At 71.9% G+C, this 16909-nt stretch carries 18 protein-coding genes; 11 read left to right on the top strand and 7 right to left on the bottom strand.

Going from position 1 to position 16909, the window contains the following annotated elements; all coding sequences use genetic code 11:
• Positions 1-65 precede the first annotated feature (65 nt).
• Positions 66-719, bottom strand: coding sequence for a GPR1/FUN34/YaaH family transporter (locus ACIA77_RS43150; RefSeq protein ID WP_395891957.1), 654 nt, complete (start codon positions 717-719; stop codon positions 66-68).
• Positions 720-1101: 382 nt separating this feature from the next.
• Between ACIA77_RS43150 and ACIA77_RS43145 the strand changes: the two genes are divergently transcribed.
• Positions 1102-1296, top strand: a complete 195-nt coding sequence (locus ACIA77_RS43145; RefSeq protein WP_395891956.1) for a hypothetical protein — start codon at positions 1102-1104, stop codon at positions 1294-1296.
• A gap of 357 nt (positions 1297-1653) precedes the next feature.
• On the top strand, positions 1654-1857 hold the full coding sequence (locus tag ACIA77_RS43140) for a hypothetical protein (protein WP_395891955.1): 204 nt from the start codon (positions 1654-1656) through the stop codon (positions 1855-1857).
• A gap of 8 nt (positions 1858-1865) precedes the next feature.
• On the opposite strand, the gene ACIA77_RS43135 is transcribed toward ACIA77_RS43140, so the two are convergent.
• From ACIA77_RS43135 to ACIA77_RS43125, 3 genes are read right to left on the bottom strand one after another with little or no spacing between them, the layout of a single operon-like run.
• Positions 1866-2369, bottom strand: coding sequence for a chromate transporter (locus ACIA77_RS43135; protein WP_395891954.1), 504 nt, complete (start codon positions 2367-2369; stop codon positions 1866-1868).
• On the bottom strand, positions 2359-2982 hold the full coding sequence (locus tag ACIA77_RS43130) for a chromate transporter (RefSeq protein WP_395891953.1): 624 nt from the start codon (positions 2980-2982) through the stop codon (positions 2359-2361). Before ACIA77_RS43130 ends, ACIA77_RS43135 begins: the two co-directional genes overlap by 11 nt.
• Positions 2983-3015: 33 nt before the next feature.
• Positions 3016-3411 (bottom strand): VOC family protein, encoded by a 396-nt coding sequence (locus ACIA77_RS43125; RefSeq protein WP_395891952.1) that lies wholly within the window; start codon positions 3409-3411, stop codon positions 3016-3018.
• A gap of 129 nt (positions 3412-3540) precedes the next feature.
• Here ACIA77_RS43125 and ACIA77_RS43120 point away from each other — a divergent pair, with 129 nt between their 5' ends.
• From ACIA77_RS43120 to ACIA77_RS43100, 5 genes are all read left to right on the top strand, one after another.
• Complete coding sequence (locus ACIA77_RS43120) at positions 3541-4317, top strand: IclR family transcriptional regulator (RefSeq protein WP_395891951.1); 777 nt, start codon at positions 3541-3543, stop codon at positions 4315-4317.
• Between the two features lie 115 nt (positions 4318-4432).
• The gene (locus ACIA77_RS43115) at positions 4433-4972 is read left to right on the top strand and encodes a tripartite tricarboxylate transporter TctB family protein (RefSeq protein ID WP_395891950.1); all 540 of its coding nucleotides are present in this window, start codon (positions 4433-4435) and stop codon (positions 4970-4972) included.
• Between the two features lie 19 nt (positions 4973-4991).
• Positions 4992-6545, top strand: coding sequence for a tripartite tricarboxylate transporter permease (locus ACIA77_RS43110; RefSeq protein WP_395891949.1), 1554 nt, complete (start codon positions 4992-4994; stop codon positions 6543-6545).
• On the top strand, positions 6545-7540 hold the full coding sequence (locus ACIA77_RS43105; RefSeq protein ID WP_395891948.1) for a tripartite tricarboxylate transporter substrate binding protein: 996 nt from the start codon (positions 6545-6547) through the stop codon (positions 7538-7540). Before ACIA77_RS43110 ends, ACIA77_RS43105 begins: the two co-directional genes overlap by 1 nt.
• Positions 7537-8913 (top strand): MmgE/PrpD family protein, encoded by a 1377-nt coding sequence (locus ACIA77_RS43100; RefSeq protein WP_395891947.1) that lies wholly within the window; start codon positions 7537-7539, stop codon positions 8911-8913. The genes ACIA77_RS43105 and ACIA77_RS43100 overlap by 4 nt, the downstream gene beginning before the upstream one ends.
• Before the next feature lie 7 nt (positions 8914-8920).
• On the opposite strand, the gene ACIA77_RS43095 is transcribed toward ACIA77_RS43100, so the two are convergent.
• A complete protein-coding gene (locus ACIA77_RS43095) occupies positions 8921-9832 on the bottom strand; it encodes a DMT family transporter (protein ID WP_395891945.1) in 912 nt (303 codons plus the stop codon).
• A 71-nt stretch (positions 9833-9903) separates the two neighbouring features.
• Here ACIA77_RS43095 and ACIA77_RS43090 point away from each other — a divergent pair, with 71 nt between their 5' ends.
• Positions 9904-10791, top strand: a complete 888-nt coding sequence (locus ACIA77_RS43090; protein ID WP_395891944.1) for a LysR family transcriptional regulator — start codon at positions 9904-9906, stop codon at positions 10789-10791.
• A 109-nt stretch (positions 10792-10900) separates the two neighbouring features.
• Here the strand turns inward: ACIA77_RS43090 and ACIA77_RS43085 are convergent, their stop codons facing one another.
• Positions 10901-12145, bottom strand: coding sequence for a bifunctional 3,4-dihydroxy-2-butanone-4-phosphate synthase/GTP cyclohydrolase II (locus ACIA77_RS43085; protein ID WP_395891943.1), 1245 nt, complete (start codon positions 12143-12145; stop codon positions 10901-10903).
• 172 nt (positions 12146-12317) lie between these two features.
• Here ACIA77_RS43085 and ACIA77_RS43080 point away from each other — a divergent pair, with 172 nt between their 5' ends.
• Complete coding sequence (locus ACIA77_RS43080; RefSeq protein WP_395891942.1) at positions 12318-12851, top strand: flavin reductase family protein; 534 nt, start codon at positions 12318-12320, stop codon at positions 12849-12851.
• Here ACIA77_RS43080 and ACIA77_RS43075 read toward each other — a convergent pair whose 3' ends face one another.
• Entirely contained in the window at positions 12852-13865 is a 1014-nt protein-coding gene (locus ACIA77_RS43075) for an AraC family transcriptional regulator (RefSeq protein ID WP_395891941.1), read from the bottom strand. It abuts the gene before it with no gap.
• A 242-nt stretch (positions 13866-14107) separates the two neighbouring features.
• On the opposite strand from ACIA77_RS43075, the gene ACIA77_RS43070 reads away from it, so the two are divergent.
• Positions 14108-15598 (top strand): aldehyde dehydrogenase, encoded by a 1491-nt coding sequence (locus tag ACIA77_RS43070; protein WP_395891940.1) that lies wholly within the window; start codon positions 14108-14110, stop codon positions 15596-15598.
• Positions 15599-15638: 40 nt separating this feature from the next.
• Entirely contained in the window at positions 15639-16811 is a 1173-nt protein-coding gene (locus ACIA77_RS43065; protein ID WP_395891976.1) for an LLM class flavin-dependent oxidoreductase, read from the top strand.
• Positions 16812-16909 lie beyond the last annotated feature (98 nt).

Genomic DNA, 16909 nt, shown 5'->3' with positions numbered 1-16909 from the left:
CGCACGCCGCGCGCGTGGAAGTGCCCCGGAGTCGCGGACTCCGGGGCACGTGTGACGCACTTCGCTCAGTGCACCAGCGGCGGGCCGAGCGGGAGCGCTTTGCCGCCCGTGGCCGTCGACGCAGAGCTGAAGAACAGGTACACACCGACGGCGGCGAACACGAGCACGACGATGCCGCCGGCCATCAGGAGGTCGGCCGACCCGTTGAGGGTGCCGGCCAGCACGAGCGCGAGCGCGACCTCGATCAGGGCGAACAGCGCTGTGTACGCAACGGGCAGCCGCAGTGTCGCGAGCGTCAGCATGCCGACGATGACCAGCCACGAGATCAGGAAGACCCCCTGGGTGTGGATGGCGGCTTCGACGGCGATGGCGAACCACACGTGGGTGAGGCCGAGCACGAGCAGGGCGTAGCTCAGCCAGAACCCGGCGAAGATGGCGAACACGCCCGCCACCGCGCTCTGGCCCAGTGCGGCGGCCCAGATGGTCGCGACGAGCAGACCGATGCCGGTCGCCGCGATGATGATGGCGAGTGAGGCGCCGACCGCGGCGGCCGGCACGTACCCGATGAGCACGAGTCCGAGCGCGACGGATCCGACGACGAAACTGGGCAGTCCGACCATCATCGGGTCGGCGGCCGGGGCCGCTTCGGGCGCGGCCTCCGCGGTGTGCTGGGCAGGTACGCGAGGAATGCTTTCGGCACTGGCATCGAGGGTGGTCATGTGCGGGCTCCCTGGCTGGGCATCCGGACTGTGCCTGGTCGTCGCGGTGGCACATCGCTCGGTATACCGCTGTCCCCGGAGAGCCGGAGTCTCATTTAGAGACGCTCACGACCAGGCCGAAACCGGGGCAGACCGCCCACTTCCGGCCGTTACGCTGGGCAATCACCGCCGCGGACGGCTCGGCGAACGGCCCGCGCGGGGCCTCGGACCGGCGCAACGACTGGGCCACGAAACGGCCTAGTTCCCGCTACGCCGACCGGATCCCGCGCTGAGCGCACGATCCGCTGCGCCCGGTGAGCGCGGGGGAGGGGCGCCAGTGGACCTTCGGACGCGCCCGGTGAGGCGGGGCCGAACGGGACGTCCCGGCGGGTACCGTGCTCCGTTGGCGCGGGCGCGGACCACGTCCCCGGCCGGGCTGCCGGCCCGGTTCACGATCGCCGGAGTGGCGGCGCTCGCGGGGCTCATCGCCCACCTCGCGCGGGAAGCGGGTGCGGCCCAGGCCACCCAGCCGGCGGTGCAGACCACGTCCGTCGCCGCCCGCGGGTGGTCGAGCCGCGCCTTGACGCGGCGGTGGTGAACCGCGACCCGGCGGCACTGACCGGCTTCGACGCCGCGATCCGCCGCTACGTGCTGGAGGGCTCGCTGGTGCGCATGGGCGCAACGGCACAGTGGTCAATTCGAAGACGGTGCCCAATCCTAGGACGGCGTTCACCTCCGGGCGGGGTACTAGGACCTCCGGACAGTGGCGCCCGGCGGCCCCCCGGCGGCGGCGATGACGGCATGCCCGACGCCCCGACCCGCGGCCCGTGGTCTTCGAAACCCGCGCTGACGCCGGTCCGCGCGCCCCGCGCCGCCGGCAAGTCGCGGGCGCGCTCGCCGGCGTGGTCGTGGCCGCCTGCGCCGCGGCCGGGATCGTCTGGGGCGGCGGTGCCGTGTGGTCCTCGTGGAGCCGGGCGGCGCGGCCACCGCGCCGGCGCCGCTCTGGATCCCGCCGCCGCCCCCGGTCACCGCGGTCGCCGCCACTCCGTCCGACGACAACCCGCACACCTCTTCGGCCACCCGCGCGCCGGAACCCGGCGATGAGCAACGCGGCTCCGACGACAGCGGCGGCCGTGGCCGCGGTGACCCGGGGCGCTGAACCCGCGCTCAGGAAAGGAAGAAGCCGACGCCCACCGCGAGCAGGACGCCCACCCATGACGGCACCCGTGTGAGGAGCAGGCCGGTGCCCGCGGCGACGAGGGCGCCGGTGACCCAGCCCGTGGTCGCGTGGACCGCGAGCGAGCCGCTGGACACGGTGAGCAGAGCGATGACCATGAGGCTCAGCGATTGCAGCACGGCGTGGAACCGTCTGTTGTGGACCAGGCGGGAACGCACGCGGTCCAGCACGAGCACGAGCATCGGCGGCAGCAGCACCGCGGCGAACGCCACCAGCGCGCCGAGTGGGCCGTGGAGGAAGTACCCGATCACCACGAGGTAGAGCCCGTTGGGGCCGGGGCTGATGTTGCCGACGGCGAGCGAGTGCAGGATCAGCGCGTCGGGGGAGACGGCGGCGGAGGTGAGCTGGCCGCGCAGCACCGGGAGCGAGCCGAGTCCACCGAAGCCGAGCAGGCTGGCCAGCAGGACGGCGACGAAGAGCTGGTCAATCCGCATCGCCGGGCGCGCCCTCCCCGTCGCCGGTCTGTCCACTGTGGCCGGTGGTGAAGAGCTGCGGGGCCACGAGCCCGGCCACCACCGCGATCCCCATCAGCACGAGCGGGTTGTCGATCAGCAGGGCGAGCACCAGGAACGCGCCGTAACACAGGACACCGCGCAGCACCCGGCCGCGGCGCAGGACGTCGCGGACGAGTTGCAGCGCCAGCGCGATCGCGAACCCGGCCGCGACCGCCGCCACCGCGGCGAGCGGACCGGCCGCGCCGGGCAGGTCCGCCACGCGCGTGTAGCCCCACGCGAGCGCGATGGTGATGGTGATCGACGGCGCCATCAGCCCGAGCAGGCCCGCCGCCATGCCGCCGGTGCCCGCTACGGCGCGGCCGATCAGCAGCACCTGCGCGAGGATCGTGATGCCGGGCGTCAGCCGGCTCAGCACCACGGTGTCGAGGAACTCGTCCTCGGTGAGCCAGCCGCGCCGCAGGCTCGTGCGCCGCATGGCGGCGATGGTCGCGCTGCCGCCGCCGAACGACGTCGCGCCGATCTTCGCGAAGGCGAGGAACACCGCCGGCCAGCGCCGATCGGAGGACTGACGCCCGTGCGCGGACCCCGTCATCGATCCCCCGATCGCGTCGCCGGCCTCAGGCGGTCAGAACTTCCAGCTGCGGTCCGGCGTCGCCACGTCGATCTCGACGCCGTCGGGGTCGAGGAACTTGAAGAACCGCGGCGGCCACTGCTCCTTGTCCTCGCCGTAGATCTCGATGCCGAAGTCCTTCAGCGAGTCGACCACGGCCGCGGTGTCGGCGATCTCCACGCCGATGTGGTTCGGGCCGAGGGTGCCCTGCGCCCACGGCGCGGTCTCGATGCGCTCGTCCGGGCAGAGCAGGGAGTAGTTCACCTCGCCGTCGGACAGGTCGAGCGCCTTTCCGGGGTAGTGTCCGGGTGTCCGCACGTCACCGAGACGCTTGAAGCCGAAGACCTTCTCGTAGAAGGTCGCCGCCTTCTCCAGGTCCTTGGTCACGATGCCCATGTGCCGGATCCTCATCAGTCCTCCATGTCCTCATGTAAGAAACGCTGTCCACGGAGCGGACATGTGGACGACACTAGGGCGGCACGCGACACGGGTCAAGGGAAGGTGTCGCGTTGATAGAAGAAAATCCTTATGATGTCTGCTATGGAGAAAAACGAGGCTCCGGCCACGCCGAGCTACCCGATCTCGTCGGTGGACAACGCCCTGCGGCTGCTGCTGCTCTTCCGGGAGCGCAAGTCGGTGCGCCTGACCGAGGCGTGCGCCTACCTCGGAGTCGCGCACTCCACCGCGCACCGGCTGCTCGCGATGCTCGTGCACCACGGTTTCGTGCGCCAGGACAAGGGAAGCCGCACGTACCGGCCGGGGCCGACGCTCGTCGAGATCGGCCTCGCCGTGGTGCAGAACATGGACGTGCGCGCCGAAGCGCGGCCCTTCCTCGTGCGCCTGGCCGAGGAGTTCGAGGAGACGATCCACCTGGTCACGCTCGAGGGAAACCAGGCCCGGTTCCTCGATTCGGTCGAGTGCGACCGGGCGCTGCGCGTCGCCGCGCGCACCGGCAAGGTGCTGCCCGCGCACTGCACGTCGGCCGGCAAAGCGCTGCTCGCGGCGCTGCCCGAAGAAGACGTGCACGCGCTGTACCCGGAGGGAAAACTCGACGCGCAGACGGGTCAGTCGCTGCGCTCGATGCGTGCGCTCGACGCCGCGCTGGACGAGGTGCGCTCCCGCGGTTACGCCACCAACTCCGAAGAGAGCGAAGAGGGCGTGGGCTCCGTCGCGATCGCGTTGGTCAACAAGGCGGGCCACGCGGTGGCGGCGATCGCCGTGGCGGTGCCGGTGAGCAGGCTCAACTCCCGGATCGAGACCCACATCGTGCGCGCCCTGCGGGAAGTCCGCGACGAGTTCCGCGAGCTCTCGGACTGATCTTCGGCCCCCGCTGGTGGCCCGCCCCGGCCGCCGCGGTGGTCTTGACCGCCTGGAAACCGGCTCCTAGTCTGTGCGTCTTGCAGACATCATTTCTGTCCAATGGAGGACTGAAGTGCGCAGAGCCGAAGTTGTCTCCGGTGTTGTCGTCTCGGTAGTGGGTGTCGGTGCGTTGATCCCGGCGCTCGGCATGGGGTTCTTCGGGCCCGACGGCGGACTCGGACCGGGGTTCTTCCCGATCGCGTTGTCCGCCGCGCTCGTGGTGCTCGGCGGGGTGCTCGCGGTGCAGGGCACCCGCCCGCAGCAAGTTCAGGTGCGAGCCGTCGGCGGTGCGGTGAGCCAAGTCGAGAAAGAGGCGAAAGCGGCCGTCGCCGAGGAGGACGGACCGCCACCGAGAGGGCTGCGCCGGATCCCGAAACCGGCGCTGGTCTGGCTTTCCTTCGCCGCGGCCGCCGCCGTGATGCCCGTGTTCGGGTTCGTCGTGACCTCGGTCGTGCTGCTGCTGGTCCTGTTCTTCGGCGTCGAACGGCGGCGCGGGGTCCTCCCGCTCGTGGCCGCGATCGCGGTGCCGATCGCGCTGTACGAGCTGTTCGTCGACCTCCTGGCCATCCAGCTGCCGGTCTCCCTGCTCGACCTCGGCGTGCTCGGGATCTGACGAACCGAAGGGACGACACATGTCCGTGTTCTCGAACCTCCTCGACGGGTTCGCCTCCGCGCTGACCCCGATGAACCTGCTGTGGGTGATCATCGGCGCGATCCTCGGCACGATGATCGGGATCCTGCCCGGTCTCGGCAACCCCGCCGCGACGCTCGCGGTGCTGCTCCCGCTCACCCTCCAGCTCCCCACCACCACCGGCCTGATCACGATGGCCGGCATCTACCACGGCGCGAAGTTCGCCGGTGCCACCACGGCGATCCTGCTGAACATCCCGACCGAGACGTCGTCGGTCGTGCTCTGCTACGACGGGCACGAGCTCGCCAAGCAAGGCCGCGCGGGGCCCGCGATGGGCATGTCCGCGATCTCCGGCTTCATCGCCAGCACGGTCGGCGTGATCGCACTGACGTTCGCCGCGCCGGCCGCGGCCGCGGTCGCCGTGAAGTTCGGCCCGCCCGAGTTCGCCATGCTGATGCTCTTCGGCCTGCTGCTCGTGGTGACCATGGCCGGCAAATCGCCGGTGAAGGGCCTCATCTCGATGGTCGCCGGCCTGCTCGTGGCCACCGTCGGCGTCGACCTGTTCACCGGCACCCAGCGCTACACGTTCGGCAGCATCGACCTCTACGACGGCATCGAGTTCCTGACGGTGACCCTCGGCCTGTTCGCGGTCGGCGAGGTGTTGGTGAACCTGCAGCGCAAGCGCAGCGCCACCACGTCGTTCGTCGCGCCGCGGCGGCTGCGCGACTACCTGCCCAACCGCGAGGACTTCCGCCGCTCGCGCCTGGCGATCGCACTCGGCTCCGTGATCGGGTTCTTCGTCGGCGCGGTACCCGGCGGCGGGTCGACCATCGGCTCGTTCGTCTCCTACGCGCTGGTGAAGAACACGTCGCGGCGCAAGCACCTGTTCGGCAAGGGCGCGATCGAAGGGGTCGCGGGACCGGAGGCGGCCAACAACTCCGAGTCCGGCGGCGCGATGATCCCGTTGCTGAGCCTGGGACTCCCCGGGAGCGCCAGCACGTCGGTGATGCTCGCGGCCCTGCTGCTCTACGGGGTGCAGCCCGGGCCGTTGCTGTTCACCGACCACCCCGAGATCGGCTGGCCGGTGATCGCGAGCCTCTACCTCGGCACGATCGCCCTGCTGATTCTCAACCTCCCGCTTATCCCGATGTGGGTGCAGATCCTGCGCATCCCGTACTGGCTGCTGTACCCGGTGATCCTGGTGCTCGCCATCGTCGGCGCCTACAGCGTGCGCGGTTCGATGTTCGACGTCTGGCTCCTGCTGGGGTTCAGCGCACTCGGCTACGCGTTCCGCAAGCTGGAGATCCCGAGCGCCCCGATGCTCATGGCGTTCGTCCTCGGGCCGCAGGCCGAACTCACGCTGCGGCAGTCGCTGACGCTGTCGGACGACAGCCCGCTCATCTTCGTGCAGCGCCCGGTCTCCGCCGCGATCCTCGGCGTGACCGTGGCCGTGGTGCTCTTCGCGGTCATCAGCCGGCAGCGCAAGCGCCGGGCCGCGCTCGCCGTCGCCGCCCCCGGCGCGGAACTCGTCACCGTCTCGGAAGGGGAACGCTGATGCACGTCCGCAAAGCCGTGACGGCGGTGCTGGGCCTGGCCCTCGTCGCCGGCGCGGTGTCCGGCTGCCACCTCGGCAACTCGAGTTCCGGAACACCGGTCAACATCCAGTTCGTGGTGGACACCGGGCCCGGCGGGGGCAGCGACGTCTTCGCCCGGGAACTGGTGAAGATGGCGCAGCAGGCCAAGCTCATCGACGACAACTGGCCCGTGATCAGCAAACCGCAGGGCGGCGGTCTCGGCGCCATGGCCTACATGGCCGGGCGCGGTTCGAAGACCAACGTGGTCGCCGCGTTCACGTCCAAGTGGGTCGTGAGCGGGATGGCGACCGCGGACGCACCGGCCACTTTGGACGATCTGACGCCGATCGCCGAACTGGCCGAGGAACAGCAGGTGGTGGCGGTGCCGGCGAACTCGCCCTACCAGACCTTCGCCGAGTTCGTGGCCGACGCCAAACGCGAACCCGGCCGGCTCGTCCAGGTCGGCGGGGCCAACTCGTCCGTCGACAACCTCGTGGCGCTGAAGTACGAAAAGGACGCCGGCACCTCGTGGAAGTACCTCTCGTTCGCCGACGGCGGGCCGCGGATCACCGCACTGCTGCGGGGCGACGCGCAGATGATGATCGGCGCCGAGTCCGACTTCTCCGAGCAGGTCTCGGCCCACCAGCTGAAGATCATCGGCGTGCTCGGCGCGCACCGTTCGCCGAACTACCCGAACGTGCCGACGGTCACCGAGCAGGGCCTCTCGGCCGCGGGCCTGCCGCAGCAGCTCCAGTTCCGTGGCATCGCCGGCCCGCCGGGCATGAACAAGCAGGCGGTGGACTACTACGTCGGGATCTTCGCGAAGCTCGTGAAGACCCCCGCCTGGCAGGACTACATGCGCAGCGAAGGCAACGTGACCCGGTTCGTCACCGGGGACGCGCTGAAGAAACAGATCGCGACGTTCACCGGCACCATGAAACCGCTCGTCGCCCGACTGCCCCAGGGGAGCAAGTGACCACCACCGAACCCACCCTCACCCGGTCCCGCGAGCTGGCCGCGTTCGGCGCCTCGATCACCGCCGAGTCGCTGCCCGCGCAGGTCGTGCACCACGCCCGGCGCGCGTTCGTCGACTGGACGGCCGCCGCGCTGGCCGGGTCGGGGGAACCGGCCGCGGCGAAGCTGCGCGGGGTCGTCGCCGCGGTCGGCGGCGACGGGCCGTGCACCGTCGTCGGCACCACGCTGCGCACCAGCCCGCCGTTCGCGGCGCTGGCCAACGCTTACGCCTCACACCTGCTCGACTACGACGACGTCTACAACCCCAGTGCCACCACCATCCACGTCGGCGCGTGCGTGTGGCCCGCGGTGCTCGCGATCGGCCAGGCCCGCGGACTGGCCGGGCCGGCGCTGGTCGCCGCCTACGTGGCCGGGTTCGAGGTGGGCGCGCGGGTCGCCTGCGCCGCGGGGCCGCAGCACTACGAGAGCGGCTGGCACGTCACCGGCACCGCCGGGCACCTCGCCGCCGCGGCGGCCGCCGCCAACGCGCTCGGGCTCTCGGCCGACCAGACCACCCACGCCCTCGGCTGCGCGGCGACGCAGGCCGCGGGCGTACGCGAGGTGTACGGCAGCGACACGAAAGCGATGCACCCCGGCAAGGCCGCGATGGACGGGGTGCTGGCGGCTTTGCTCGCGGAGAACGGGTTCACGTCCACCGACACCGCGCTGGAGGGCGAGCGGGGACTGCTGCGCGCGATCACGCCGCGCCCGTACCCGGAGCTGCTGACGGAGGGGCTGGGCACGCACTGGCACGTGCTCGACAACGGCCACAAGCTGTACCCGAGCGCGTCGCTGACCCACCCGGCGATCGACGCGGTGCTGGCGCTCGAGCCGGTCGACCCGGCCGAGGTGGCGGCGATCGAGGTGCGGATGGCGGGGTTCGCCGCGGCCGTCACGGCACTCGCCCAGCCGGAAACCGGTGCGGCGGCGAAGTTCAGCACGGCGCACTGCGTCGCCGCCGCGCTGACCCGCCGGCACGCGGGGCCGGCGGAGTTCACCGACGCGGTGGTGGCCGACCCGGTGGTGACGGCGTTGCGCGACAAGGTCACCGTGGTCGCCGACGAGGCCGTGACCAAACGCGGGTGCCTGCTGCGGATCACGCTGCACGACCGCACGGAGCTGCGTTCGGCCGTCGAGCAGAACAAGGGCACGCCCGCCGCGCCCCTCACCGACGCCGATCTGGAGGACAAGCTCGTGACGGCGGGCGACGCGGCCCTGGGCCACCAGGTGACCGACCGGCTGGTGAAGGAGTGCTGGGCCCTCGACCGCCTGCCGGGCCTCGGCGAGTTCGCGGCGTACGTGACTCCCGTTCCGGCGGCGTCGCGGGCGGACTGACCGGGTTTCACCGCGGCTCGGCGACCGCCTCCGGTTCCGGGGTGGCCGCCGGGCCGCGGCGCGTCCGGCGGCGGGCCGTGATCAGCACGACCCCGCCGACGCTGATCACCCCGCCGGCGAGTTCGGCCGGCGTCGGCACTTCGCCGAGCCAGGCGTAGGCGACGCCGATGGCCACGACCGGCACGAGGTAGAGCGCCGACGTCGCGGCGGTGACGGTGTGGCGCGCGACCCCGTAGCCCCACAGCACGAACCCGAGCGCCGAGGGCAGCAGACCCAGGTACAGCACGGCCGCGTCGGCGCCCGCGGGCGCGGTCGCCACGCCGTGGAGGGCTTGGGGGAGCAGCGGCAGGGAGAACAGCGTGCCGGTCCCCATGGCGTAACAGGCGACTTCCAGCCCGGAGTAGCGGCGCAGCAGGGGTTTGCTGCAGAAGTGGTACGCGCCTTGGCCGAGCGCGGCGGCGAGGACGGCCCAGGCGGCGCTCGTGTAGTGCACGTCGCCGCCGGAGAGGGCGATGAGCGCCGAGCCGCCGAGGGCCACGGCGCTGCCGAGGAGGCCGCGCGCGCCGAGCCGTTCGCCGAGGAACGCGGCGGCGAGCGCGGCGCTGAACACCGGCGCGGTAGCCACGAGCAGGCTCGCGGTGCCGGCCGGCACGTGGACCTCGCCCCAGTTGAGCAGCACCTGGTAGGCCGTCATCCCCGTGAGCCCGCACAGCGCGATGAGCGGCAGGTCCTTCGCCCGCGGCAGCCGCACACCGAGGAACGGCGCGGCGATCGCGAGGGCGACCGACGCCACGACCAGCCGCGCCAGCGACAGCCCGAGTGGGCCGTAGCCGTCGAGACCGACGCGGATCGCGGGGAAGGCGGACGCCCACAGGACGACGGTGCCGCCGATGGCCAGTGAGGGTTTCGCGGTGTTCACCCGGGCCAGTCTGGGCGTTAGGATGCGGTAGATCCAGTTAGTCTTTGCTCCGAGATCGGGAAGTTCGGCTTATGTTGGAAGTCCGCCGTCTGAGGCTGCTGCACGAGCTGGCGCACCACGGCACGGTCGCCGCCACGGCCGAGGCGCTCAACCTGACCGGCCCCGCCGTGTCCCAGCAGCTCGCGGCGCTCGAACGCGAGGCGGGCACCCCGCTGCTGGAACGGCGCGGCCGCACGCTCGTGCTGACCGCGGCCGGCGAGCTGCTCGTGTCCCACGCCGACGTGATCCTCAGTGATCTCGCCGCCGCCGAGTCCGCCCTCGCCGCCTTGCGTTCCGACGGCGCGGGAACCGTGCGGGTGGTGGCGTTCCCGTCCGCGGCGCGGCGGCTGATCGCTCCACTGTGGACGCAGCTGCCGGGGGTGGCGCTGCGGCTCGTGGAGCAGGAGCCGGAGTCGGCGATCGCGACGCTGCTGCACCAGGAGGCCGACGTCGCCGTGGTGCACAGCTACAACCTGCTGCCTCGCGAAACGCCGGTCCGCTGCGAAGAACACCCGCTCTCCGACGACCCGGTGCTGCTCGCGCTGCCACCGGCGCTGGCCGAAGCGCGCGGGCTCGCCGAAGGCCAGAAGGTACGGCTGGCGCGGTTCTCGTCCGCGCCGTGGCTGGTGCCGTCGAAGGAGTACTCGTGCCACGAGATGATCCAGCGCGCCTGTGGTGCGGCCGGGTTCGTGCCCGACGTGGTCGCCGAGGCCACCGACTTCTCCGTGCTGACCGCGCTCGTGGCCGGCGGCGCTGGCGTCGCGCTGATCCCGCGCATGGCCCTGCCGCAGGCCCACGCCCCGGTGAGCCTGCACCCGCTGGTGAATCCCGTGTCCCGCAAGGTGTACGCGGTGACGCGCCTGGGCACCGGCCGCCGTCCCGACGTGCGCGCGGTGCTCACCGGACTGGGCGCGGCGTGAGCGGGTCCGGCGCGCTATTCGGACTTTCCCGGTTTCGCGCACTGTCGCGGTGGTGCCGTTCACCCGGTCCGTGCGCGGAAACGGCCGGCGGCCGGGGTTTCGTGACGGGTCAGCCGGTGCTCTCGTCGACGGTCAGCGCGTGCCCGAGCCGCTGCTGTTTCGTCCGGAGGTAACGCAGGTTGTGCGGTGTCGCCGCGGGCGGGAGGCTCACGCGGCCGGCGATCTCCAGGCCGTAGCCGTCGAGGCCGCCGTATTTGGCGGGGTTGTTGGTGATCAGGCGCAGGCGCGTGATGCCGAGGTCGGCGAGGATCTGGGCGCCGACGCCGTAGGAGCGGGAGTCGACGGGCAGGCCCTGAGCCGTGTTGGCGTCGACGGTGTCGAGGCCGGTCTCCTGCAGCGCGTAGGCGCGGATCTTGTGCGCCAGCCCGATTCCACGGCCTTCGTGGCCGCGCAGGTAGACCACGGCCCCCGCGCCCTCCGCCGCGATCGCCCGCAGCGCTTGCTCCAGCTGGGCGCCGCAGTCGCAACGCAACGACCCCACGAGGTCGCCCGTGAGGCATTCGCTGTGCACTCGGACGAGAGCTCCCCGGGGGCTGCGGCTCGCGGCGGCCGCGTCGCCGTGCACGAGGGCGAGGTGCTCGGTGCCGTCGGTGGTGGACCGGTAGGCGACGGCGCGGAATTCGCCGAACACCGTCGGCATCGCGGACGTGGCGACGTGCTCGACGAACCGTTCGGTGGCGCGGCGGTAGCGCACGAGGTCCGCGATCGCGAGCACGGGCAGGTCGTGCTCCGCGGCGAACGCGGTGAGCCGCTCACCGCGGCACATCGACCCGTCGGGGGAGACGAGTTCGCCGATCACGCCCACGGGTTCGCGCCCCGCCAGGCGCAGCAGGTCCACGGCGGCCTCGGTGTGCCCGGCGCGCACGAGCACCCCGCCGTCCCGTGCGCGCAGCGGGAACACGTGCCCCGGCCGCCGCAGCTCACCGGGCCGGGTGCCGGGAGCGGCGAGCGCGCGCAACGTGGTGGCGCGGTCCGCAGCCGACACCCCGGTGCCGCTCGACACGTGGTCGACGGTCACGGTGAACGCGGTGCCGTGGGCGTCGGTGTTGTCCTCGACCATCGGCGGCAGTCGCAAGGCGTCGGCGCGTTCGCCCGTCATCGGTGCGCACACGATGCCGGTGGTGTGCCGCACGACGAAGGCGAGGCGCTCCGCGTCGGCCGCGGCGGCGGGCAGGACCAGATCGCCCTCGTTCTCGCGGTCGGCCGCATCGGTCACCACGACCATGCGCCCGGCCGCGAGCGCCGCGACGGCGCGCTGCACCGCCACCGTCGAAGGAAGACCGGGTCGGGTCATCGCGGGCTCCTCGGTTCGGGGTCGGTTCGCCGTGACGGTACGAGCGCGGCCGCGGCCGGGATAGCCGCTGCCCGCACGCGAATGTCCGTTGTGCGACGCGCTTCGCGGGGCGGCTATTCGGCCGCGGTCCGCGGCTGTCGCCACCGGCCCGGCGTGCTTACCGTTGCGGCGCATGAACAACCGGACGAGCGACAAGCGGACCTGCGACAACCCGGCAAGCATTGAGCCGGACCACGTCGAGCCCACCCGCCTGCGGGAGGTCCTCGGGCACTTCGCCTCCGGCGTCGTGGTCGTCACCGCAGCGGCGGACGCCGGCCCCGCCGGTTTCACCTGCCAGTCGTTCAGCTCGCTCTCGCTCGACCCGCCGCTGGTGTCGTTCGCGCCGGCGCGAAGCTCGACGAGCTGGCCGAAGATCCGCGCGGCGCGGCGGTTCTGCGTCAACGTCCTCGCCGGCGACCACGCCGCGCTCAGCACCGCGTTCGCCCGCTCGGGCGCCGACAAGTACGCGGGCGTCGAGTGGCGGCCGGCTCCGTCGGGCGCGCCGATCCTCGACGGCGTCGCGGCGTGGATCGACTGCACGCTGGAGCACGAGTACGCCGGCGGCGACCACACGATCGTCGCGGCCCGCGTGCACGCGCTGGGCGCCGACGCGTCGCGGGCGCCGCTGCTGTTCCACCGCGGTGCCTACGGCATCACGGCGGGCTGATCAGGCCGACACCGCCCGCAGCGTCTCGCGCGGCAGCTCACCGAACCGTTCGCGGTACTGCTGCGCGAACCGGCTCTGGTGGAAGAACCCCCACCGCAGCGCGACGTCGGTGACGCGCGTCTGCGCCGGGTCGCTGCGCAGGAGCTCGGCCCGCACGTGGTCGAGCCGGACGCGGCGCAGGTGGTTCATCGGCGATTCGCCGAGTACCTGCTGGAACGTGGCGTGCAGCGTGCGCACGCTCATGCACCCGACCCGCGCCAGCTCCTGCGGCGTGAGCGGTTCGTCGGCGTGGCACTCCAGGTACTCGATGACGGGCCCGAGGCGGCTCTGGCGCACGGGGTCGGCGGGCGCGGTGAGGTCGTCGCTGAACTGGTGGTGCCCGGCGTGCAGCAGCTGCGTCATCACGAACGCCTCGAGCTGCTCGCGCGCGATCGGCATGTCCGCGAGGCCGCCGGGCCGGTCGAGCTCGCGGGCGAAGAACTCCACCGACGCGAGCAGGGTGCTGCCGGCCGGGGTGGTCAGGTCGACGCCGAAGTCGAAGTCCAGCACCTCGGCCACGGGCCGGTTGAGGTGCTCGGCCAGATGGGTTTCGAGGCTCCGGCGGGGGATCTTGAGGATGAGCTGCTCCGCGTCGGGTGACCAGCGCACGGTGTTGCGCTGGTCGGGCAGCAGCACGACGCCGCTCGTCCGCGCGCGGGTCGTGGCGCGGTCGCCGTCGCTGCGGTCGGCGTCGGTGCGCCCGCCCAGCGTCAGGTTCACGTGGTAGCAGTCCTCCGTCGGCGGCATCACGAGCTTCGCGCACGCGGCGTAGCTGAGGTAGCCGATCGTGAACATCCGGTCGGCGGTCGCGTTGAGCGTCATGGCGAGCCGGTCGCCGGGCACCGTGAGGTCGTGGTCGAGGTAGATCCGCGTGACCGCGTCCCTGGCCTCTTCCAGGTCACGGGTGCCCAGCACGGGGAACCGCGAGAGGCGGACCGGGGCCTCGGGCGGGACGTCCTCGGGACGGGCGGCCATCCGACACCTCCTTGTGTCGACCGTCGTCGGCCGGGGCCTCGCGGGGAGGCCGTGAGCCACGCGGCTCGACCCTAGGCGGCGCGGTCCTCTCCCACTAGCCCGACAGCGCACCGTGCCATCCGCTGAGTGCGGCGGCGCGCGGCTCGCGCTGAGCGGCTCCCGCGCTGCCGCGCACGGATATCGGCGGCCCGGGTCCCGTCCCTAGCGTCTGCCGACATCCCGCACCGACGAAGGAGAGGTCGATGACGACCACCTCAGCGCCTCAGCTCGAGGACCTGAAGCTGTTCATCCACGGCGAGTCCGTCGACGCTCGCTCAGGGCGGACCTTCGAGTCGCAGAACCCCTACACCGGGCAGCCGTGGGCCCGCCTGGCCGACGGATCGGCGGAGGACGTCGACGTGGCGGTCGCGTCCGCCCGAGCCGCGTTCGACGGCGAATGGGGCGGCCTGACCGGTTTCCAGCGCGCCGCGATCATGCGCCGCTGCGGTGACGCGATCGCCGCCAACGCCGAGCGGCTGGCGCGCCTCGAGGTCAACGACTCGGGCAAGCTGCTGCGCGAAATGCTCGGCCAGCTGAACAGCCTGCCGCAGTGGTACTACTACTTCTCGGGGTTGGCCGACAAGCTCGAGGGCCGCACTGTCCCGCCCGTCAACCCGAACTACTTCGGGTACACGCGCCGCGAGCCGGTGGGCGTCGTCGGCGCCATCACGCCGTGGAACTCGCCGCTGCTGCTGCTCACGTTCAAGCTCGCACCGGCGCTCGCCGCCGGCTGCACGATGGTCGTCAAGCCGTCGGAACACGCGCCGGCCTCCACCGTGGCGTTCGCGCAGGTGCTGCACGAAGCCGGGTTGCCGGCCGGTGTGCTCAACGTCGTCACCGGCTGGGACCGCAGCACCGGCGAAGCGCTCGCCAAGCACCCGGGCCTGGACAAGGTCGCGTTCACCGGTTCTTCGGCCACCGGCGCGAAGGTGGCGCAGGCCGCCGTCGCGAACTTCAACCGCGTGACGCTCGAGCTCGGCGGGAAGTCGCCGCAGGTCGTCTTCCCCGACGCCGACCTCGACGCCGCCGCCAACGGTCTCGTCGCGGGCGTGTTCGCGGCGACCGGGCAGACGTGCATGGCCGGCTCGCGCCTGATCGTGCACGCCGACGTCCACGACGCCCTGGTCGAAAAGATCGTCGCGCGCGCGAACGCGATCGAGCTCGGTGACCCGACGGCGAGCGCCACCGAGATGGGCCCGGTCGCCAACCGGCCGCAGTACGAGAAGGTGCTCGGTTACCTGCGCGGCGCGGCCGCGGAAGGCGCGACGTTCGCGTGCGGCGGCGAACCCGACGCCGACCGCGGCGGCCTGTTCGTGAAACCGACCGTGGTCACCGGTGTGACCGCCGAGCACACGATCGTCCGCGAAGAGGTGTTCGGCCCCGTGCTGGCCGTCTACGCGTTCCGCGACGAGGACGAAGCCGTGAAGCTCGCCAACGACACCCCGTACGGGCTGGCCGGCGCGGTCTGGACGAAGGACGTGCACCGCGCCCACCGCGTCGCCGCGAAGCTGCGCGCGGGCACCGTGTGGATCAACGCCTACCGCGTGATCGCGCCGAACATGCCCTTCGGCGGCTTCGGCGCCAGCGGCATCGGCCGCGAGAACGGCATCGACGCGGTGCACGAGTACACGGAGAACAAATCCGTGTTCGTCGAGCTCACCGGCGGCACGCGAGACCCGTTCCAGCTCGGCTGAGCACCCCCGAATTTCCCGTGAAGGAGACAACCCCGTGACGATGACCGCGAACGAACGCCTCGGCCTCGCCCCGACCGACCCGCGTCCGGCCGACGAGACGCGGCCGCTGGCCGACCGCGCGCTGACCAACCCGCTGTTCGGCGACCAGAAGATGAAGCTCGGCCTGTTCGGCACCAACTGCTCCTACGGGCTGATCATGAGCCACGCCCCCAGCTCGTACAAGATCACCTGGGAGCACACGCGCGAGATCGCGCAGCGCGCCGACGCCCTCGGCTTCGACGTGCTGGTGCCCGTCGCGCGCTGGAAGGGCTTCGGCGGTTCGACCAACTTCAACGGCAACTGCTTCGAGACCTACGCGTGGGCCGCCGGGCTCGCCGAGGCGACGGAGCGGATCGCCATCGCGTCGACGTCGCACCTGCCGACGGTGCACCCGATCGTCGCGGCGAAGGCCGCCACCACGATCGACCACATCTCCGGCGGCCGGTTCGCGCTCAACCTCGTGATGGGCTGGGTGCCGCCGGAGATGGAGATGTTCGGCGGCGAGCAGCGCGAGCACGACGAGCGCTACGCGTTCGGCCAGGAGTGGCTCGACTACGCGATCCGGCTGTGGACCGAGCCCGGCTCGTTCGACGTCGCGACGAAGTACTTCCAGGGCCACGACGTCGAGGCCTACCCCAAACCGCACCAGGCGCCGCGACCGGCGCTGCTGAACGCGGGCAACTCGCCCGCGGGCATCGAGTTCTCCGCGCGCAACGTGGACATCAACTTCGCCTCGCTCGACACGCTCGAGAACATCAAGGCCTACACGGACAAGGTCAAGGCGAAGGCCCGCGACGACTACCGGCGCGACATCAAGGTGATGACGTACGGCCTCGTCGTGTGCCGCGACACCGAAGCCGAGGCCAAGCGCGCGTTCCAGCAGGTCGTCGACGAGGGCGACTGGGGCGCCGCGGGCAACGTCATCAAGATCGCCGGCTCCGGCGCGAGCCAGTCGTTCGACCACGCGGTCAAGAAGATGCAGGAGCGCTTCATCGCCGGCTGGGGCGGTTACCCGATCGTCGGCACGCCCGAGCAGGTCACCGAGGAACTCGGCCGGCTCAACGACGCGGGCATGGAGGGCATGATCTTCGGGCTCGTGGACTACAACGAGGAGCTCAAGTACTTCGGCGACGAGGTCATGCCACTGCTCAAGCAGGCGGGGCTGCGGCACTGAACCGCGGCGTCACTGAACCACTGAGCCACGTGCGGGCTCCGGGTGCGCACCCGGAGCCCGCCGTTGGGATGACCCGAGTTTGAGAAAAGAGGCGGTAC

This window comes from Amycolatopsis sp. NPDC051903, assembly GCF_044452505.1.
Classification (GTDB): Bacteria; Actinomycetota; Actinomycetes; order Mycobacteriales; family Pseudonocardiaceae; genus Amycolatopsis.
The sequence above is the reverse complement of the archived record's forward strand: the minus strand, read 5'-3'. Positions and strand labels throughout refer to the sequence as shown.